At 38.7% G+C, this 18,549-nt stretch carries 21 protein-coding genes; 1 reads left to right on the top strand and 20 read right to left on the bottom strand.

Features of this window, described 5'->3' with window-relative positions:
- Window positions 1-61 precede the first annotated feature (61 nt).
- Window positions 62-346: a hypothetical protein gene (locus D0S48_RS18055; RefSeq protein WP_151113132.1), complete on the top strand. Its 285-nt coding sequence runs from the start codon at window positions 62-64 to the stop codon at window positions 344-346.
- A 1,038-nt stretch (window positions 347-1,384) separates the two neighbouring features.
- Here the strand turns inward: D0S48_RS18055 and D0S48_RS18050 are convergent.
- The 20 genes from D0S48_RS18050 to hprK form a co-directional block, all read right to left on the bottom strand.
- Entirely contained in the window at window positions 1,385-1,642 is a 258-nt protein-coding gene (locus tag D0S48_RS18050) for an HPr family phosphocarrier protein (RefSeq protein WP_144538959.1), read from the bottom strand.
- Between the two features lie 19 nt (window positions 1,643-1,661).
- Window positions 1,662-2,603 (bottom strand): DNA-binding protein WhiA, encoded by a 942-nt coding sequence (gene whiA / locus D0S48_RS18045; protein WP_144538961.1) that lies wholly within the window; start codon window positions 2,601-2,603, stop codon window positions 1,662-1,664.
- Window positions 2,604-2,646: 43 nt separating this feature from the next.
- Entirely contained in the window at window positions 2,647-3,609 is a 963-nt protein-coding gene (gene yvcK, locus D0S48_RS18040) for a gluconeogenesis factor YvcK family protein (RefSeq protein ID WP_151113130.1), read from the bottom strand.
- A gap of 4 nt (window positions 3,610-3,613) precedes the next feature.
- Window positions 3,614-4,498, bottom strand: a complete 885-nt coding sequence (gene rapZ, locus D0S48_RS18035; RefSeq protein WP_144538965.1) for an RNase adapter RapZ — start codon at window positions 4,496-4,498, stop codon at window positions 3,614-3,616.
- A 3-nt stretch (window positions 4,499-4,501) separates the two neighbouring features.
- Entirely contained in the window at window positions 4,502-4,972 is a 471-nt protein-coding gene (locus tag D0S48_RS18030) for an NUDIX domain-containing protein (protein WP_144538967.1), read from the bottom strand.
- A gap of 196 nt (window positions 4,973-5,168) precedes the next feature.
- Window positions 5,169-6,119, bottom strand: coding sequence for a thioredoxin-disulfide reductase (gene trxB, locus D0S48_RS18025; RefSeq protein WP_144538969.1), 951 nt, complete (start codon window positions 6,117-6,119; stop codon window positions 5,169-5,171).
- 68 nt (window positions 6,120-6,187) lie between these two features.
- Window positions 6,188-7,717 carry a tetratricopeptide repeat protein gene (locus D0S48_RS18020; RefSeq protein ID WP_151113128.1) on the bottom strand — a complete coding sequence of 510 codons (1,530 nt, stop codon included), beginning with the start codon at window positions 7,715-7,717 and terminating at the stop codon, window positions 6,188-6,190.
- A gap of 76 nt (window positions 7,718-7,793) precedes the next feature.
- Window positions 7,794-8,420 carry a bifunctional phosphoribosyl-AMP cyclohydrolase/phosphoribosyl-ATP diphosphatase HisIE gene (hisIE, locus tag D0S48_RS18015; protein ID WP_151113126.1) on the bottom strand — a complete coding sequence of 209 codons (627 nt, stop codon included), beginning with the start codon at window positions 8,418-8,420 and terminating at the stop codon, window positions 7,794-7,796.
- A gap of 29 nt (window positions 8,421-8,449) precedes the next feature.
- The gene (gene hisA / locus D0S48_RS18010; RefSeq protein ID WP_151113124.1) at window positions 8,450-9,187 is read right to left on the bottom strand and encodes a 1-(5-phosphoribosyl)-5-[(5-phosphoribosylamino)methylideneamino]imidazole-4-carboxamide isomerase; all 738 of its coding nucleotides are present in this window, start codon (window positions 9,185-9,187) and stop codon (window positions 8,450-8,452) included.
- 12 nt (window positions 9,188-9,199) lie between these two features.
- Window positions 9,200-9,796, bottom strand: a complete 597-nt coding sequence (hisB, locus tag D0S48_RS18005) for an imidazoleglycerol-phosphate dehydratase HisB (protein WP_151113122.1) — start codon at window positions 9,794-9,796, stop codon at window positions 9,200-9,202.
- Entirely contained in the window at window positions 9,789-11,075 is a 1,287-nt protein-coding gene (hisD, locus tag D0S48_RS18000) for a histidinol dehydrogenase (protein ID WP_151113120.1), read from the bottom strand. Before hisD ends, hisB begins: the two co-directional genes overlap by 8 nt.
- An 11-nt stretch (window positions 11,076-11,086) precedes the next feature.
- Window positions 11,087-11,716 carry an ATP phosphoribosyltransferase gene (hisG, locus tag D0S48_RS17995; protein WP_151113118.1) on the bottom strand — a complete coding sequence of 210 codons (630 nt, stop codon included), beginning with the start codon at window positions 11,714-11,716 and terminating at the stop codon, window positions 11,087-11,089.
- Entirely contained in the window at window positions 11,709-12,896 is a 1,188-nt protein-coding gene (locus tag D0S48_RS17990) for an ATP phosphoribosyltransferase regulatory subunit (RefSeq protein WP_313955902.1), read from the bottom strand. The genes hisG and D0S48_RS17990 overlap by 8 nt, the downstream gene beginning before the upstream one ends.
- Window positions 12,897-13,241: 345 nt before the next feature.
- Entirely contained in the window at window positions 13,242-13,868 is a 627-nt protein-coding gene (locus D0S48_RS17985) for a nitroreductase family protein (protein ID WP_151113116.1), read from the bottom strand.
- A gap of 62 nt (window positions 13,869-13,930) precedes the next feature.
- Window positions 13,931-14,365, bottom strand: coding sequence for a MarR family winged helix-turn-helix transcriptional regulator (locus tag D0S48_RS17980; protein WP_151113113.1), 435 nt, complete (start codon window positions 14,363-14,365; stop codon window positions 13,931-13,933).
- A 202-nt stretch (window positions 14,366-14,567) separates the two neighbouring features.
- The gene (locus D0S48_RS17975; RefSeq protein WP_144538987.1) at window positions 14,568-15,077 is read right to left on the bottom strand and encodes an acyltransferase; all 510 of its coding nucleotides are present in this window, start codon (window positions 15,075-15,077) and stop codon (window positions 14,568-14,570) included.
- Window positions 15,074-15,730, bottom strand: coding sequence for a pyrophosphatase PpaX (ppaX, locus tag D0S48_RS17970; protein ID WP_144538989.1), 657 nt, complete (start codon window positions 15,728-15,730; stop codon window positions 15,074-15,076). Before ppaX ends, D0S48_RS17975 begins: the two co-directional genes overlap by 4 nt.
- Window positions 15,727-16,665, bottom strand: a complete 939-nt coding sequence (locus D0S48_RS17965) for a nucleoside recognition domain-containing protein (RefSeq protein WP_151113882.1) — start codon at window positions 16,663-16,665, stop codon at window positions 15,727-15,729. The genes ppaX and D0S48_RS17965 overlap by 4 nt, the downstream gene beginning before the upstream one ends.
- 23 nt (window positions 16,666-16,688) lie before the next feature.
- A complete protein-coding gene (gene lgt / locus D0S48_RS17960) occupies window positions 16,689-17,498 on the bottom strand; it encodes a prolipoprotein diacylglyceryl transferase (RefSeq protein WP_151113111.1) in 810 nt (269 codons plus the stop codon).
- Window positions 17,499-17,526: 28 nt separating this feature from the next.
- On the bottom strand, window positions 17,527-18,456 hold the full coding sequence (hprK, locus tag D0S48_RS17955; protein ID WP_144538993.1) for an HPr(Ser) kinase/phosphatase: 930 nt from the start codon (window positions 18,454-18,456) through the stop codon (window positions 17,527-17,529).
- Between the last annotated feature and the right edge of the window lie 93 nt (window positions 18,457-18,549).

The following is an 18,549-nucleotide window of genomic DNA, read 5'->3' as shown; positions in this document are numbered from 1 at the left end:
AAATCCAAGCGAGCTCCTGCTCTCTTGGATTTTTTAATAAAGCTTTTCTGTAAATTTAGTAATGAAAGGTTGTGTAACTATTCTATTTCAAATAACTTCTTTATTAATCATTCTATTTTTAGTAATCTATACCTTCAGCCTACAAAGCAAAATTAGAAAATTAGAAGAACAGCAGGACCTTCATTTTATCGGTGACGAGGATTTAGAAAAACAAATTTTAGAGATGAATAATAACGGCAGTAGCCTAGTGGAAATGGTCAAATTCGTTCGAAATGAAACAAATTTAGGGCTAGTTCCTGCAAAAAAATACGTAGATAAGATCATTAACAACGATTTTTCTTCCTAGTATGAGCGTGTTCATTTATATGAACACGTTTTTCTATATATAAATCAATCTATTTTTTAACCCTGTCTATTGCCTAAAAATTTTAAATGAAATTATATCACTTCATAAAAGAGTTTACTTTGTATTCTCTTAAAATTGAATAATGAAGCATCACGGAAATTAGATAACTTATTTTTCCCATACGACTTTCTATTCCTACACAATCTGTGATTGCAGCGACAGGCGGCGACTCCTACGGGAGGAGGGTGACAGATAAGCCATCACAAACGACGCGAATGCGGCGGTGATGGCTTATCGCGCCCCCCGTGGAAAGCGACCGCCTAAAGCGGAAATCTACATACTATCGTTCATACTTTTCAATAAAATTGAATTTGCGACTATCTCTTTCCTACACAACATATGATTGCAGCGGCAGGCGACGACTCCAGTGGGATCAGTGAGGCAGATAAGACATCACAACCGCGCGCTTAAGCGACGGGTGATGGCTTATCGCTCACCCCACGGAAAGCGACCGCCTAAAGCGGAAATCTCTCCTCTCTCTTTCATTCTTTTCAAGTAACTGTTTAAATAGTTGAGTAAGTTTATCCCATACGACTTTCTCTTTCCTACACAACCTATGATTGAAGCGGCAGGCGGCGACTCCTACGGGAAGAGGGTGACAGATAAGCCATCACAAACGACGCGAATGCGGCGGTGATGGCTTATCGCACCCCCCGCGGAAAGCGACCGCCTAAAGCGAAAATCTACAAACTATCGTTCATGCTTTTCAATTAAATTGAATTTGCGACTTTCTCTTTCCTAGACAACCTGTGATTGCAGCGACTGGCGGCGTCTCCAGTGGGATCAGTGAGGCAGATAAGACATCACAACCGCGCGCGTAAGCGACGGGTGATGGCTTATCGCTCACCCCACGGAAAGCGTCCGCCTAAAGCGGAAATCTACCAACTATTAGTTATACTTTTCAAGGAGATACATACGATTAATATTAAAAAGCTGCCATACAATCCATACCGGATCATACAACAGCCTTACGATTAATTATTCTGCTTTAGAAATGAATTTAGCTAGTGATTCTACTGCTTCTGCTTCGTCAGAGCCCTCAGCACTTAAAGTGATGGTAGCACCCTTGCTTATCGCTAAGCTCATGATACCCATGATACTTTTAGCGTTTACTTTTTTATCATCTTTTTCTAAAAACACATCTGCAATATAACGATTAGCTTCTTGTACAAATAATGCTGCTTGTCTTGCTTGAAGTCCTGATTGTAATTTTACCTCGACCTGTTGTTCCGCCATAATCCTTAGCCCCATTTCTTTAAATTGATTCGCCTCTTCTTAATGCATCTGCTATTTCATCCAATTTGCGCAAACGATGGTTGACACCAGATTTACTTACGTTTCCAGTGGACACCATATCTCCTAGTTCCTTTAGTGTAACATCCTGATACTCCACTCGCAGACGAGCTATTTCTCGCAGCTTCTCTGGCAATTGGTCTAAGCCGATTGCGTTATCGATAAAGCGGATGTTCTCCACTTGTCGGATGGCTGCGCTGATGGTTTTGTTTAAATTGGCAGTTTCACAATTGACTAAACGATTGACACTGTTGCGCATATCTCGGATGATTCGCACATCCTCAAATTTCAAGAGGGCACGATGAGCTCCAGCAATGCTTAAAAAGTCAGATATTTTTTCTGCTTCCTTTAAATATGCCACAAAACCTTTTTTACGTTCAATTGTTTTTGCATTTAATTCATAATAATTCATTAAATCGACTAATGCGTCGCTATGTGTTTTATATAATGAGTATACTTCTAAGTGGTAAGATGAAGTTTCGGGATTGTTTACAGAGCCACCTGCTAAAAAAGCACCTCGTAAGTATGCTCGTTTACAGCAATTCTTTTTGACAAGCTCTGGGGAGATGGAGTATTCGAATTGAAAACCTTCCTTCAAAATCATTAAATCCTCTAGTAAGCTTTTAGCCCCTTCTCTGACACGACAAATATACACATTATTCTTTTTTAATCTCATTTTTTTGCGGACGAGCAATTCCACATCTAACTTATACATTGATTTGATAAGAGTATACAGTCTTCTGGCAATTGCCGCATTCTCTGTTTGAACATCCAGGCTTAGCATTTTATTGCTAAATGACAGAGATCCGTTCATTCGGATGAGCGCAGATAGCTCTGCTTTTGAACAGCAGGGCTTTGATTCCTCCTGCGTCATTTCTTTTTTAGTTTCAGAAGCAAACGACATATAACGTTTCCCCCTTTCTTGCAGAACCTATCTTCTTAGATTCTCATTGTCCTGCATATTCGAAAAGCCATTTCGCTACTTCGATTGCATCATGTCGCACTGCGCCATTATATACGACGGAAATGTCTTTCTTCACGATATCTATGTCTAGTGTCTCTAGCTTATCTAAATCTATTTTAACTGGTGATGCCATCTCTTGCTTATATAAATATTGAACGTTTTCAGGAATCTCTTCCTTACTTATAAGAAGAGTATCTAGGAAGTCTTCTCCTACATGGTCAATAAGCGCCTTTACATGATCATAGGCAGTATAGTTATTTGTTTCTCCAGCCTGCGTCATGAGATTACAAATATACACCTTCTTCGCCTTAGAACGAATGACAGCCTTTCGAATATCTTCTACTAATAGATTAGGCAATATACTAGTATAAAGGCTACCTGGTCCAATAGCTATAATATCCGCTTGGCGAATAAGGTTTACAGCCTCTGGTAAAGGCTTTACATCAGCGGGAGTAATAAATACCTTTTCTATCTTTTTCCCATAGTCCGGTATTTTAGATTCCCCTGTAATAATGGTTTTATCCTCAAATTCAGCGTGTAATGTCACTAGCTGATTGGCAGCCGGCAATACTTTGCCATGTATATTAAGCACTCTACTCATTTCAGTAATTGCATGAGCAAAATCCCCTGTAATAGAGGTTAATGCTGTTATCATGAGATTCCCTAAGGAGTGTCCCTCTAGCTCACTGGAATGTGCAAATCGAAACTGGAACATTTCCTCTACTAGCGGTTCTACCTCTGATAATGCTGCTAAAACGTTACGAATATCACCTGGTGGTGGAATATCATAATCATCTCTCAATCTACCAGAGCTTCCTCCATCATCAGCTACTGTAACGATAGCTGTAATATCTAGTGGAAGCTTTTTTAGACCTCGGAGTAAGGTTGATAAGCCAGTACCTCCACCTAAAATGACTATTTTTTTTCGGTGTTTTGTACGACCCATTTAGTCATTCCTTCCTAATTGTAACGTCTCGATGCGTTATTATAGTTTCGTCATCCGCCTTCAAAAGGTTACCAAAATATTCTGCCAGTGTAACAGAACGATGTTGACCGCCCGTACAACCAAAGGCAATTACAAGCTGCGTTTTTCCTTCTCTTTTGTACTGCGGTATCATAAAGTTGAATAGATCAGTCAGCTTTTCTATTAAAGTCTTCGTGTCTGCCCATTTTAGAACGTAGCTAGAAACTTCTTCATTTAACCCTGATTTCAAACGAAGCTCCTCTATGTAATAAGGATTTGGGAGGAAACGCACATCAAAAACCAAATCAGCATCAATGGGAATTCCATGCTTAAACCCGAACGACATGACATTCACCGTAAAGACCTTGCTTCCATTCGAAGAAAATTCCTCTTGAATTTTTTCACGTAGCTCTCGAGGCTTCATCTTTGAAGTATTATAAATGAATTGAGCTCTGCCTTTTAAATCAGAGAGAAGCTCTCTTTCTTTTTTGATGCCCTCTAAAGGCAATCCAGCATTAGCCAATGGGTGGGAACGTCTAGTTTCCTTATATCTTCTGACAAGTACCTCATCCTGTGCATCTAAAAACAGGACCTTCGGAGTTACAGAAGTTGCTTCCTGAAGATGATTAACTGAATCCACCAATGAGTGAAACATTTCTCCGCCTCGCATATCCATGACAGCAGCAATGTTTCGAGGTTGCTGGTTTGACTCAATCATTAGCTTTATAAATGTACTTAATAGTTCGGGTGGAAGATTATCGATGCAATAATATCCTAGATCCTCAAAGCTTTGTATAGCTACTGTTTTTCCTGCTCCGGACATACCCGTTATTATAACGACTTCTGTTTCTTGCTTTGGTTGTGCTTCCACTGTTTATATTTCCTCCCCTGATTGCTGAATAGTTTCACTTATCAATGAAAATTCTGGAGTATAAACGAAGGTACCATACTGCATACCTTTTTCTTTTACAGCGAACAACAGATTAGTACGGTCTCCTTCAGCCATCGGAAGATGTTGTAAGGATTCAACTGGGTGCCATTCAAGCACACCTTCTTTAGTTTCTTTATATGGTGTTCCTTCTATATCTGTTCCGATAAAGGTAAATAACATCCATTCATCTATACGCTTACCGTCTTCTTCAATCACCATAGTATAAATACCTTTTAAATGAGGATTGATAGGCACTGTGTTTGTTTCTTCCGTAAATTCACGTACCGCAGAAACTAGAATGGATTCTCCTTCCTCCATCTTGCCACCTGGCGCTACGTACCAATTTCTACGTGGTTTCTTTAATAAAAGAACTTTGTTGTCTTTACATATAAGTAAGTTAGCGATTCTTTGCACGTATGGTCACTCCATCTTTCACTTTAGTTACATTCTATTATACATGAACTTACACAAAAAGAGACTGCTTCACGACTTAAATCGCAAAACAGCCTGTTCAAAATCTTACATATATAAAAAGGGGGTCAATTTATATACTTTAATATACACCTTTAATATTTCAGTACAGTTACAGTTAAATTAAGATAAAATTAAATCACACATTTGTTGTATTTTTATCTTTTAAGTGCTCGATATAGTGCTGAGCTGATAATGCAGCAACACTTCCGTCACCTGTTGCTGTAACGATTTGGCGAAGCATTTTGTCTCGAACATCACCAGCGCCAAAGATTCCAGGTACAGTTGTTTCCATTTTTTCGTTTGTCACGATATAACCATTTTCGTTTAAAATACCAAGATTAGTAAATGGTTTAGTTAATGGAAGCATTCCTACATATACGAAGACGCCGTCTGTATCAAATGATTTTTCTGAACCATCCGTTGTAGAGACTAGAGTAACACTAGAAACCTTACCATCTGTTCCATGAATCTCTTTTAATGTTGTATTCCAGATGAAATCAATTTTTTCATTTGCAAAGGCACGATCCTGCAGGATTTTTTGAGCACGAAGCTTATCTCTGCGGTGAACAATCGTTACTTTGTTAGCAAATTTAGTTAGGAAGGCTCCTTCTTCTACAGCAGAATCTCCTCCTCCAACCACTACAAGGTTTTTACCTTTAAAGAATGCACCATCACATACTGCACAATAGCTGACGCCACGACCACCAAGCTCTGTCTCACCGGGAATACCCATTTTTTTGTATTCGGCACCTGAAGAGATGATGACTGCTAACGCGTTATATTCTTTTCCGCTTACTTTAACTGTTTTATAGTCTCCATTATCGATTACCTCGGACACGTCACCGTAAGCATATTCTGCACCGAATTTTTTTGCATGGTCGAACATTTTAGTGGAAAGCTCAGGTCCTAAAATTGTTTCAAACCCTGGGTAGTTTTCTACCTCTTCTGTGTTGGCCATTTGGCCGCCAGGAATTCCACGCTCAATCATTAAAGTGGAAAGGTTTGCTCGTGAAGTGTAAACAGCAGCTGTCATGCCTGCTGGACCGGCACCTATAATTATTACGTCATATATTTTTTCAGTTGTCATCTAAATTCCTCCTACTTACTACATACCAACAATCTAACTAATTTTATATCCTTCATCAACTAATATGCTTAGGAGTCAGAAAAAGGTAAAAATTGGATGAGTTCGTTGACATATTTCGTGAGTGTTGCAGTTGTAATCCCATATTGCTCGGCAAACTGTTTTTTCGTCACGTTTTTCATACGAGACGAAGCAAACATATACTCCGTAGCGGCTGCCAAAGCTCGCGGATTTTTAAATGCGTAAGCACGTTCTAATGCTCTCTCTACTAAAACAAACCACATTTGAAACAGGAAGGTATCTGACTGTTCTAATGGTTTATGAGCGTCATAAAGTAAGTCAGATGCAGAAATTGCTCTTAAAAAAGCTTTCTCTGCTGGAGACTTTTCATCAAATTTATGGCCTAAGGAATTTGCCAGAAACAGTTTTTCCATAGTAGTTAGCTCATCCACTACAATCCATTTAGGATGTGCAATAATTTCCTGACGATGTCTAGATTTCCCTAAAAGATAGAATCCAAATATACGTTCACTAATATGTTTATCCTGTAGCTTTTCCAATATCAAATTCTTTTGTTCATCACTATCTGGCTCCACTAAATCTTTCATTTGCGGTAGCCAAGGCTCGAAGCCTGCTTTTTCAGGGTCAAGTTTTAAAAGTGCCTTCCAAGCATTGCGGGCAACTTCCTCATGCCCTGCAAAGTATGCAGAGTGCGAGAGCCAAAAGTAAAATCCGGGGTCTGCTTCAAAACCTTTTCTCTGTAAGCTTCTCAGCCATTTGAAGGCTTGTTCATATTTACCAATCAACGCAAAGGTAGCACCTAATTTGTATCGGTGCTCGATAAAATATGGATTAATCTTGGACAGAAATTCGATGATTTCATCTAGTTCCTCGGTATTTTTTTCATAATAATGAATTACCGCAAGATTACATAGTGCATGGATGTTGCCTGGGTTTTCTCTTAGAACTTGATGCAGTAATGCCTTCGATTGCTCCTCTTCCCCTATATAAAAATAGGCAAGGGCCAGATTATTAAAGGCAGCCCAGAAATCAGGATGATCAGCAATAATAGATTCAAGTAGCTCCACAGCTTCCTCAAACTTTCCTTGCTCCATTAAACGTCTCGCCTTTTCCTGTAAAAACAAGGCTTCACTTGATGGAGTATCCAGCTGTAGAGATACGATATCCTCCTGCTCGGTAAAGTCGACGATTTCCATCGCTTCCTCCATATATTCTCCGCTTATTTCTTTTTCTAAATACATTTTGGCAAAGCGATTTGCCTCTATGAAGTTTCCCAAATGAGCATTTACCTCAGCTAAGAAGAATATGATATCTCCTTCGTTTGGGTCAAGCGCATGGGCACTTCTTAATAATTCATGAGCATAATCGTATTTATCAAATTCCATTTGTAAAATGGCGTATTGGAGTAAAATCATTGGGTCATCCGGGCTTAAATCAGATGCTCTTTTTAAATATTTATGAGCTTTTTGATACTCATCCTTTTGAAGTTCATCTAATGCTTTTTTATAGTAATATTCGCCAGTCGGCAAGAATGAAATTATATTTTCTTTGTCTATTTTCTTTTTTCTTTTTTTATTCAAGATAATCCTCCGAAAAATAATAAGGAACGTTATCACAACGTCCCTTATCAGTATAATCTCAGTATATCATAAAGTATTATTTTTTATGTGATTTCGTTTCATGTCTTTTTTGCAATACTTGTAATAAATCATAATAGCTTACATTTTGATTTTGCAATAAAACAAGCAAGTGATAGATGAGGTCTGCCGCCTCCCATTTTAGCTCCTCTGCATCGTTATTTTTAGAGGCTATAATTACTTCTGATGCTTCCTCTCCGACCTTCTTGCATATTTTGTCTACACCTTTTTCAAACAGGTAGGTTGTATAGGCTCCTTCTGGCATCGTTTGTTGACGCTCTGCTATTGTTTTGATCAAATGAGTGACTACATTATATCCAGAAGGTTCTTCGAATTTTTCTAAGCTGATATGAAAGCATGTCTCTTCCCCTGTATGACAGGCAGGTCCGCTAGGTAGCACCTCTAATACTATTGCATCTGAATCACAATCTGTTCGAATTGATACAACCTGTTGTGTGTTTCCAGAGGTTTCTCCCTTATGCCAAAGCTCCTGTCTACTTCGACTGAAAAACCAGGCCTCCCTCGTCTCAACCGTTTTCTCGTAAGCCTCTTCATTCATATACGCAAGCGTTAAAACCTCTCTTGTAATGGCGTGCTGTACAATTACTGGTATTAGTCCTCTATCATCAAATGTCAATGTAGCCATGTTAAAAACTCCCCTTCAAGGATTGCTTGTTAATTTATTTTTTGTAACGCATCTGATATTGTAAAACGGTTATTGTATAACGCTTTTCCTGTTATTACTCCACTTACGCTAGAGATTTTAGCCAACTCGGCAACTGCTCCAATGTCCTCTAAGGAGCTGATGCCACCTGAAACAATAATGGACAAACCTGTAGCTTCGGCAAGTTCTTTATTGGCTTTTAAATTTGGGCCCTGTAGTGTTCCATCTGTCGCAATATCCGTGAAAATGACATGTTTTGCTCCCTTGGAGGCAAAGTATTGGCCTACTTCAACTGCAGATTTGCCAGAGGTTTCTAGCCAACCATGAGTTGCTACCATACCATCTTTTGCATCTAAGCCAATGACAATTCTGTCTCCTCCATACTCCTCGATCAGTTCGGCAACAAGCTCAGGCTGTGAAATAGCAAGACTTCCAATAATGACACGGCTTACACCGTTATCCAAATAGTAGCTAACATCCTCCTTCGAGCGTATGCCACCACCTATTTGAACTTTAACTGGAAGTTCATTGACAATTCGAATGACCTCATTTGCATGAATCTTTGCTCCATCCTTTGCTCCGTCTAAATCCACCAGATGAATCCATGTAGCTCCTTCATTTGCGAACTTTTTTGCCATCTCAAATGGAGAATCTCCATAAATCGTTTCTTGGTCATAATCCCCTTGATAAAGTCGTACACATTTACCACCCTTCATATCTATTGCAGGATACACTTGTATCGAACTCATGATATACCTCCTTTATGTAAGTAGACCTTTTGTGGAAGGTACACCCTTCACTCGATCATCTATTGTAATAGCTTCGTCAATGGCACGAGCCAGCGCCTTAAAGATTGCTTCAATCATGTGGTGAGTATTTGCCCCGTAATGAACAATTACATGGACATTCATACGTGCTTCTAGTGCAAACTTCCATAAAAACTCATGGACTAACTCTGTATCAAACGTACCAACCTTTTGTGTCGGAAATTGTGCTCTGAATTCTAAATGAGGTCTGTTCGAAATATCGATAACAACCTGAGCTAAAGCATCATCCATTGGAACAAATGCATTACCGTAGCGTTTGATGCTCTTTTTATCTCCTAATGCCTCTTTTACTGCTTGGCCGAGAACAATGCCTATGTCCTCTGTCGTATGGTGATCGTCAATATGCGTGTCACCATTTGCTTTTATCTTAGCGTTAAACAATCCATGTTTAGTGAACAGGTCTAGCATATGGTCCATAAAAGGAACACCTGTCTCGATTTCAGCCTTCCCCTCACCATCTAGGTTAATATCTACATACACCTTTGTCTCATTTGTCATTCTTTCTATTTGAGCGTTTCTTTGTTTAATCATTTAATAACCCCTTTTCCCAGCTTCTTGATTCAACAGAGCGTGCATGGCCCTCTAATTGCTCTAGTCTAGCCAAGCGAGCGATTTTAGGATATTGCTCCTGCCACATTTCCTTCGAATAATAAACTACGCTTGTTTTTTTAACAAAGTCATCTATATTCAACCCGCTTGAAAAACGGGCAGTACTATTAGTCGGCAGTACGTGGTTCGTTCCTGCAAAATAATCACCTACTGGCTCACTGCTATATCGACCAATGAAAATAGCCCCAGCATGCCTGATTTGCTCGCTTAGCTCTTTTGCATTTTCTGTGATAATCTCTAAATGCTCAGGAGCTAATTCATTTGTTGCTTTAACCGCCTGTTGTAGCGATTCAGCCAAATAGATGCGTCCATAGTTTTCAATAGATGCTCGAGCAATTTCTTCACGTGGCAGCAGTTGTAGCTGTCTTTCCACTTCATCTGACACCTTTTGTGCTAATCGCTCACTAGTGGTTATTAAAACAGAGCTTGCAAATGGATCATGCTCCGCCTGTGCTAGTAAATCGGCAGCTACCTCATCGGCAAAGGCTGTATCATCAGCGATAATAGCAATCTCACTAGGTCCTGCAATCATATCAATAGCTACCTTGCCAAACACTTCTCTTTTCGCAAGTGCCACATAGCTGTTACCAGGTCCTGTGATTTTATCGACAGGCTTAATGGATTCCGTTCCATATGCAAGTGCTGCAATCGCCTGGGCTCCTCCTACCTTGTAGATTTCGGTAATACCTGCGATTTTAGCTGCAACTAAAACCGAAGCAGGTAGCTTCCCGTTCTTAGAGGGCGGAGATACGATGACTACTCGATTTACTCCTGCGACTAGTGCTGGAATGGCGTTCATGAGAACAGAGGATGGATACGCTGCTGTTCCTCCAGGAACGTATAACCCAACAGCATCTAGTGGGGAAATTCTATATTGAATATACGAGTTTTTTTCTAAAGCAAGGTCAATATTTTGTCTAATTTGCTTCTCGTGAAACAGCCGAATGTTATCTGCCGCTTCCTTTAAATCTTCTACTAACTGAGGTTCAAAGCTGAGGAATGCCTCTTCCATCTCCTCATCGGACACTTTCAAATTTGAAAGCCTTACCCCATCCCATTTTTCTGTATAAACGAATAACGCTTGATCTCCGTTTTCTTTCACATCGGAAATCACCTCACGTACAGTTGTCACATGATCGATATTTGCCTGTTCCATAGACCGCTGTAAAGAAATGGTGTCTGTAAGCTTTTCTATTTTCATCGTGGCATTCCCTACCTTTTTAGAAGTTCTTTATTTAGCTTCGCAACGAACGCTCGAATTCGCTCTCTTTTTACTCGATAGCTTACCGGATTGACGATTATCCTAGATGATATATCTACAATTTTTTCATATTCTACTAAACCATTTTCCTTTAACGTTTGTCCTGTAGATACAATGTCGACGATACGATCGGCAAGACCAATCATTGGAGCTAGCTCAATAGAACCGTTCAGTTCAATAATCTCCACCTGCTCCCCTTTTTCCTTATAAAAATTGGTCGCAATCGTTGGATATTTAGTAGCAACACGAGGAGCTATCTCATCCATAACAGTATTCGGCAACCCTGCTGTCGCAATATAGCAGTTACTAATATTCAAATCTAATAGTTCATGCACGTCCCGATGCTGCTCTAGCAAAACGTCCTTCCCCGCTATTCCAATGTCGGCAACCCCATGCTCCACATAAACCGGAACATCCATGGGCTTTGCCAGAATAAATTGTATCCTCTCATCCGGTGCCTCTACGATCAACTTACGAGAATCACTAATTTCGGCTGGTAAGTTAAATCCTGCGTCGATAAATAATTGATATGCTTCTTCAAAAATACGACCTTTAGGCATTGCAATCGTTAATTCATTCACTTGCAGAACCACCTTCTACTACCTTAATTATTTCATGAAAACTATCTTGATAGGCTTCTATGTCATGGACACTGTCCTTATATTGAAGGGTGACACGCTCTCCATTATTTCTTCTTGCCTCCGCTAGCACATTAGCCTTCAGGAATGAGCCCTTATCAAATAAAAGAAGCGTATGCTTTTCATCAGTTGCCTTTTTAGGCAATACTTCTAACAAGCGATCAACCCGTATTCCAAAGCCCGTAGCTCCCACGCTTTGTTCAAATTGCCTAAACAGCTCGTCATATCTTCCCCCATTGCCAATTGGAAAACCACTTCCTGCTGCATGAATTTCAAATAACATACCTGTGTAATAGCTCATATGACTCGCCAATGAAAAATCAAACGAGTAAATAGCAGGATCACTCAGTTGTACTTCTAAAAGCTTCTTTAGTTGTTCAATCTGATCCAATAAATACTGTTGTTCGTCTGTCAAAAGCTGTCTAAAATCTTCCCATGATTTAGACTCTAGCGTATAATCTACAAGCTTTGTCAAATTCTCCTTTTGTGTGTCTGTCAGCTTCAAGTCATCTAGCATTTGTACAAATCCTACAAAGTTCTTTTCTACTAGGAGCAGTCTAAGTGTTTCGACTTGCTCTAGCTTGCTAGTATTGTTAGAAAGAATTGCTGTCAGTATTCCAGCATGACCAATAGTAATTTGGAAGTTCTCCACGCCTAACGCTTTAATGAGTTCTACTGCGGTATAGATAATTTCACTGTCTCCATAAGCACTAAAATCACCAATCAGCTCTAGGCCCAGCTGTTCAAATTCCGCTGGTCTTCCGCCTTCACGTTGCTGTGCACGAAAGACGTTAGCATAATAAGCTAAACGTAAAGGATTTTTTTCCTTTAAAAGCTTTGATGCTGCAATTCTAGCAATCGGGGTTGTCATATCAGGTCTAAGAACAAGCATCTCACCTTGATTGTCCACCAACTTAAATAATGAGGATTCATCGATTGCAGATGCTTTCCCAATGGTTTCAAAATACTCTACCGATGGCGTTTTGATAAAGTCATATCCTTTGTTTCGAATAAATTCTCTCGCTATAGATCTTATGTATTCTTTTTGCTCATTAACCTCTGGAAATGAGTCTCGCATCCCAAGCGGCTTTTCAAACATTTGAATTTTACTCAATGGTTTCACCTCTTATTTTAAATACTTCACTATGCTAGAGTGCTAATATAATAAATTAAGTAAATTTTATACTATTTCATACTATTCGTCAACTTCAGAACGTTATCGAAATCAGTAGGATTTTGAACAAGCTTACAGCTTCATTCAATAAGTAATAAAAAGCTTGAGATTGGAGGACAATCTACTATTTATATTATTTGTACTAATGCTTTGTGAATCGCTTCCGAAGACTGATTTGTAGTGTAGAGATACTAAGAGCTTGCTCAACTCAGCTAAAATATTTGAAAAAGAAAAAAAGTACCTGCTTAATGATTAAGCAGATACTTCTTAGATTTTATATTTCCAATACTTCTATTAAATATACCTAACGATTTGTTCAAGAGGAAGGCGTGAAGATCCGTATGCAGGAGCAGCTGCTTCTCCTATAGCAATAAGTAAAATTGGTACTTCATTTGGAAGTAAGTTAAATTTTTCAGCGAATTTGACTTTATCAAAGCCACCCATTGGGACTGTGTCGTAGCCCATATCTTTAGCTAATAACATAATTTGCATGGATATAAGTCCTGCATCAAAATGTACAATATTTTTCATTGTTTCTTGAGGTAAGTTTCCGTACAAGGAAAGAGAATTTTTTATCATTAAATCAGCTAATTCTCTCGGCATAAATTTTTGTTCATAGTTAGCGTCATATATTTTTTCTGCATTTTTGTACATTTCTAAATCTCCTAGTACAGCTATTATTGCTGATGAAGTCTCCACTTGTTCCTGATTATTAGCAATCACACGTAACTCTTTTTTTACCTGTTGATCTTCAATTACTATAAAACGCCATGGCTGCATATTGCTTGAAGAAGGCGCTGTAATCGCTTTTTGTAACAAAGTTTGTATTTCCTCATGAGGAATAACGACATTTTCTTTATATTTACGTACTGATTTTCTTTCGTGGATTAATTGGTCGATTGTTGTTTGTGTTTTTGGCATCTTAGATACCCCTTTCAAATGAATTATTTCGAAGTTTCAAGGAATGTCGTGTATTTTTCCTTTTAACTATTTAGCATTTCTGTGTTATCAATTAACTTTTTCACTAATATTTGAAGTTGCTTTATCTCTTGATCTGTAAATCCATTAAATAATTCATCAATAAATTGATTTTTATCTAAATCACAGTTCTCTAAAGTGCTTATACCGGCATCTGTAATCTCTACAATCACTTCTCTATTATTTTGCTTATTTCGATTGCGAACAACAAAGTTCTTCTCTTCCAGTATTTTCAAGTGTCTTGTAATTGCTGCTTGATCAATTTTCAACGTTTGCTGTAACTCTATTTGGGAAAGCTGTGCTCGTTCGAATAATGTGTGTAACATTTCATACCTGGTGAAACTAATACCAGTTCTTTTTTCAAAGTTTTGCGCTACTCGTCTATCAATACTTTGAAGCATAAGCAATGTTTGTTTTATTTCTTTAAAGGATTTAGTCATCGTTCCCCTCCTTACCCCTTGACGAATCAACTCTTGACTAATCAATCATTGACTCGTCAATTATATCTCAGTAAAAATATTAATCAAGTATTTTGCTTGAGAGAATTAGTTGGTAGTTTTTATCATATAAAAACTACACCTCCCCTTGTTAGTTAAAATCTAACAGGGGAGGTGCAGCTCTTTTCTAACATTAAATAGTTTTTTACTTTGCATTACGCTCTAGCATTTGTTCCTTCGTATAAATAATACTCATTGGGTTGCCTCCTACGAAGCAGCCCTCTGGCACGTCAGCATTTACTAGTGTTGCCGCAGAGATAATAGCGTCATTTCCTATTGTTATCCCAGGTAAAATAGTGGAGTTAGCGCCTATTAATACGCGATCTCCGATAATAACATCGCCAATTCGGTATTCATCAATTAAATATTCATGCGCCAATATTGTTGTGTTGTATCCTATAATCGTATTATTCCCTACTTTAATTCTTTCAGGAAACATAACATCTACCATCACCATTAAAGCAAAAGAAGTTTCCTTTCCAACTTCCATTCTTAAAAAAGTACGATAAAAAAAGTTTTTCCAGCTTAAAAAAGGTGAATATCTCGCAGCCTGGATAAAAATAAAATTTTTTATCACCTTCCAAAAAGGCACCGTATCGTATACATGCCAGAGGGAATTAGCTCCCTTTACAGGGTATCTCTCCGTTTTTCTCATAAGAGCTGCCCTTTTTTTATAGAAAGTAAATCACTGATATGCTGCAGCATATAGGTTGGATCAAATGTTGCCAAGAATGCCTCACCCTTTATAGACCAAGCTACAGCGGCAGTATCTACTCCAGCACGTTGCCCACCAACTATGTCATGAAAATTGTCACCAATCATGAGGGCGTTTTCCTTACTGACATTCAATTGCTCTAGGGCAAGCAGAATAGGTTCAGGATCAGGCTTAGTATTAGATACATCTTCATATCCCACGATCGTGTCAAATAATGACTGACATCCAATAAGCTGAAGCCCTCTATCAATCATGGATCTTCTCTTAGTAGAAACGATTGCTAACTTATAGCCCTGATTCTTTAATTTTTGAAGGGTTTCGACAACCCCATCGAATGCTGTAACCATTTGATCGTGCTGTTCCTCATTCCACGCCCTGTATGACAAAATAAGTGACTCAGTTAGCAATGGATCGATGCCATCAAAGGTTTCCCGAAGTGATGGCCCTAAAAAAGGTATTACACTTTCTCTATCATATTTCCCAGGAAATTTATCTCCTAAAATATGTAAAAAACTTTCAATTATGAGCTCATTAGTATTTAACAACGTTCCATCAAGATCAAAAAGCAACGCTTTATAGGTTGTTACGTTCATGTTGTAAACACTTCCTTGGTTCTTTTCTGTTCTGATTTTCGCCAAATATAGGCGACAATAATCGTCAAGACAAAAGCCGTAATCAATCGAATGAGCAAGAGAGGTAAAATTGGAATTCCTAATGGAACAAAAATTAACGTATCCTCTACAACGGCGTGACATGCCACTAAAAAGATGAATGCTAAAGTTGCGTCCTTCTTACTTACTCCGTCCTCCTGAACCGCTTGAATCATTACTCCTGCTCCATAAGCAAGGCCAATCACTAGACCAGCGACTAGAGTCATGGAAGCATTTGGCTGCACACCAATTACTTTGGTGAAAGGTGCCAGTTTATCTGAAAACTTTTGTAAGTAATTTCGGTCCTTTAAAAATTGGATGATCACCATAAGTGGAATAACAATTAGAGCAAGCTGCAAAACACCAAATGTGGCTTTTTGAAGACCGAGTAAAATAATTTCAAACCAGCCATCCGGTATGTTTTGTGTTGCGGTAACTACCCCATACTTTGCTACCTCGCCACCACCTTGCCATACTAAGTTAATAACAACCGCTGAAACTATAGCGAGTCCGAATCGGACAACTAATACGATCCATAGCTTCACTCCAACCTTTAAAGCAACTCCTGTTTCAATAAAGATATTATGGGAGAACGATAGCATGGTTGCTAATATAAATACTTCCTTCACGGTTAACTCTAAAGACAATATTCCTGCTATACCTGCATAAAGATTTAATGCATTTCCTAGGACAAGTGGAATAGCTGCTTCTCCACGTAAGCCTATTAACCCCATAAAAGGCTCTATAAATTGTATTATCCATGGCAAAACAGGAGTGTGCTGCAAAATCACTACTATTAATGTTATTGGAAAGATAACCTTACTTAACGTCCACGTTGTTTTTAGACCGGCAGACATTCCCCTTTTAAGAGTCCCCATTTCCATACCCAATCCCATCTTTCTTACTTGTCTTGATAACGCACAACTGGCTTAACCATTATTCTTCTATAAACAAATATAATAATTGCTACTGCAATAGTCACTAGTGATACAACCTGTGCAGTACGCAAATCACCTATTAAATATAAACTATCTGTACGCATTCCCTCGATAAAGAAACGTCCAACTGAATACCATGTTAAATAGAAGAGGAACATTTCTCCGCGACGCAAGTTCACCTTACGAAGGAACAGCATAATAATGACTCCAATCAAGTTCCAAATAGACTCATAAAGGAATGTCGGGTGATAATATTTTCCCTCAATATACATTTGCTCTATAATCCAGTTTGGAAGGAATAGGTTTTCTAAGAAAGTTCTCGTTACCTCTCCACCATGTGCTTCCTGGTTCATAAAGTTACCCCAACGGCCAATTAACTGACCAATCAAAATACTTGGTGCCAATATGTCCGTAACCTTCCAGAAAGAACTCCGACGTTTTCTCGTAAAGAAGTAAGCAGTTAAGAACGATCCTATTAAAGCACCGTGAATCGCTATACCACCCTCCCATATTTTAATAATATTCTCTGGGTGCTGACTATAGATATCCCACTTAAATATTACGTAGTAAATACGTGCACTAATAATAGCGATTGGAACAGCCCAAAGAAGTAAATCGGTTAAATAATCCGGATGAAATCCTCTTTTTACCATTTCACGCTGTCCAACTATAAATGCAAGTACGATTCCAAATGCAATAATTATACCGTACCATCTTACTTCTAGCGGTCCTAATGAAAAAGCGACCGGATCAATTGCCTGTAGAATATTCATAAAAGCTCCTCTCAACCAAATATATTATTTAAAATTCTCCATTTTGGTTTATAACATCGTCTAATCGCTTTGCAAAATCCTCTGCTGCATTAACACCCATTTTTTTCAATCGGTGATTCATGGCAGCAACTTCTATGATGACCGCTAAATTTCGACCTGGTCGAACTGGGACCGTTAGCTTAGTCACCGCAGTATTAATAATCTCCATTTTCTCTTCCTCAAGACCTAGTCTGTCGTAAGTTTTCTTTTCATCCCAGATTTCTAGCTCGATTACAAGAGTGATTCGCTTATAGCTTCGAATGGCGCTAGCACCAAACAGTGTCATAATATCTATTATACCTAATCCACGAATCTCCAAAAGATGCTCAATCAATTTTGGGGCGCTTCCTACTAAAGTGTCCTCACCCTCCTGTCTGATTTCCACGCAATCATCCGCAACTAACCGATGTCCCCTTTTCACTAATTCTAGGGCTGTCTCACTTTTACCTACACCGCTTTTTCCAGTGATCAATACACCTACACCATATATATCTACCAATACTCCGTGAACAGCAGTAGTAGGTGCTAGCATACTTTCCAAATAATTCGTAAGCATACTAGAAAATCTAGTGGTCGGCATGCTAGTAGTTAGAACAGGCACCGAGTTCTCGTTAGATGCTATAATTAACTCACTGGGAACCTCCATGCCATGAGCAACAATAATAACAGGTGTGTCCTGTGCACAAAGCTTCATCATCCGGTCAGATCTTTCTTTAGGTTTGAGTAATTCAAAAAAGGAAACTTCCGTTTTTCCCATTAACTGAATGCGATCGGAAGGATAGTGCATAAAGTAACCAGCCATTTCTATACCAGGTCTTGAAATATCACTTATAGAAATGTGTCGTCCAATACCCTCTTGTCCGCTAACTAAGGACAAATTAAATTTCTCTTGTATATCTTTTGTCGTAACATGAGACACATTTTCCACTCCTTTTACCCTCTGATAAACTTAGTTCTTATTTTAGCATGAATAAACATTGAATTAGTATCCATTTATCTTTTCTCTTCCTAT

This window comes from Psychrobacillus sp. AK 1817 (assembly GCF_008807035.1).
Taxonomy (GTDB): domain Bacteria; phylum Bacillota; class Bacilli; order Bacillales_A; family Planococcaceae; genus Psychrobacillus; species Psychrobacillus faecigallinarum.
The sequence above is the reverse complement of the archived record's forward strand: the minus strand, read 5'-3'. Positions and strand labels throughout refer to the sequence as shown.

Coding starts and splice junctions, on each gene's coding strand:
- D0S48_RS18055 (WP_151113132.1), top strand. CDS start 62: ATGAAAGGTTGTGTAACTATTCTATTTCAAATAACTTCTTTATTAATC.
- D0S48_RS18050 (WP_144538959.1), bottom strand. CDS start 1,642: ATGGCGGAACAACAGGTCGAGGTAAAATTACAATCAGGACTTCAAGCA.
- whiA (WP_144538961.1), bottom strand. CDS start 2,603: ATGTCGTTTGCTTCTGAAACTAAAAAAGAAATGACGCAGGAGGAATCA.
- yvcK (WP_151113130.1), bottom strand. CDS start 3,609: ATGGGTCGTACAAAACACCGAAAAAAAATAGTCATTTTAGGTGGAGGT.
- trxB (WP_144538969.1), bottom strand. CDS start 6,119: ATGACAACTGAAAAAATATATGACGTAATAATTATAGGTGCCGGTCCA.
- hisIE (WP_151113126.1), bottom strand. CDS start 8,420: ATGGCTACATTGACATTTGATGATAGAGGACTAATACCAGTAATTGTA.
- hisA (WP_151113124.1), bottom strand. CDS start 9,187: ATGAGTTCGATACAAGTGTATCCTGCAATAGATATGAAGGGTGGTAAA.
- hisB (WP_151113122.1), bottom strand. CDS start 9,796: ATGATTAAACAAAGAAACGCTCAAATAGAAAGAATGACAAATGAGACA.
- hisD (WP_151113120.1), bottom strand. CDS start 11,075: ATGAAAATAGAAAAGCTTACAGACACCATTTCTTTACAGCGGTCTATG.
- D0S48_RS17985 (WP_151113116.1), bottom strand. CDS start 13,868: ATGCCAAAAACACAAACAACAATCGACCAATTAATCCACGAAAGAAAA.
- D0S48_RS17980 (WP_151113113.1), bottom strand. CDS start 14,365: ATGACTAAATCCTTTAAAGAAATAAAACAAACATTGCTTATGCTTCAA.
- D0S48_RS17975 (WP_144538987.1), bottom strand. CDS start 15,077: ATGAGAAAAACGGAGAGATACCCTGTAAAGGGAGCTAATTCCCTCTGG.
- ppaX (WP_144538989.1), bottom strand. CDS start 15,730: ATGAACGTAACAACCTATAAAGCGTTGCTTTTTGATCTTGATGGAACG.
- D0S48_RS17965 (WP_151113882.1), bottom strand. CDS start 16,665: ATGGGGACTCTTAAAAGGGGAATGTCTGCCGGTCTAAAAACAACGTGG.
- lgt (WP_151113111.1), bottom strand. CDS start 17,498: ATGAATATTCTACAGGCAATTGATCCGGTCGCTTTTTCATTAGGACCG.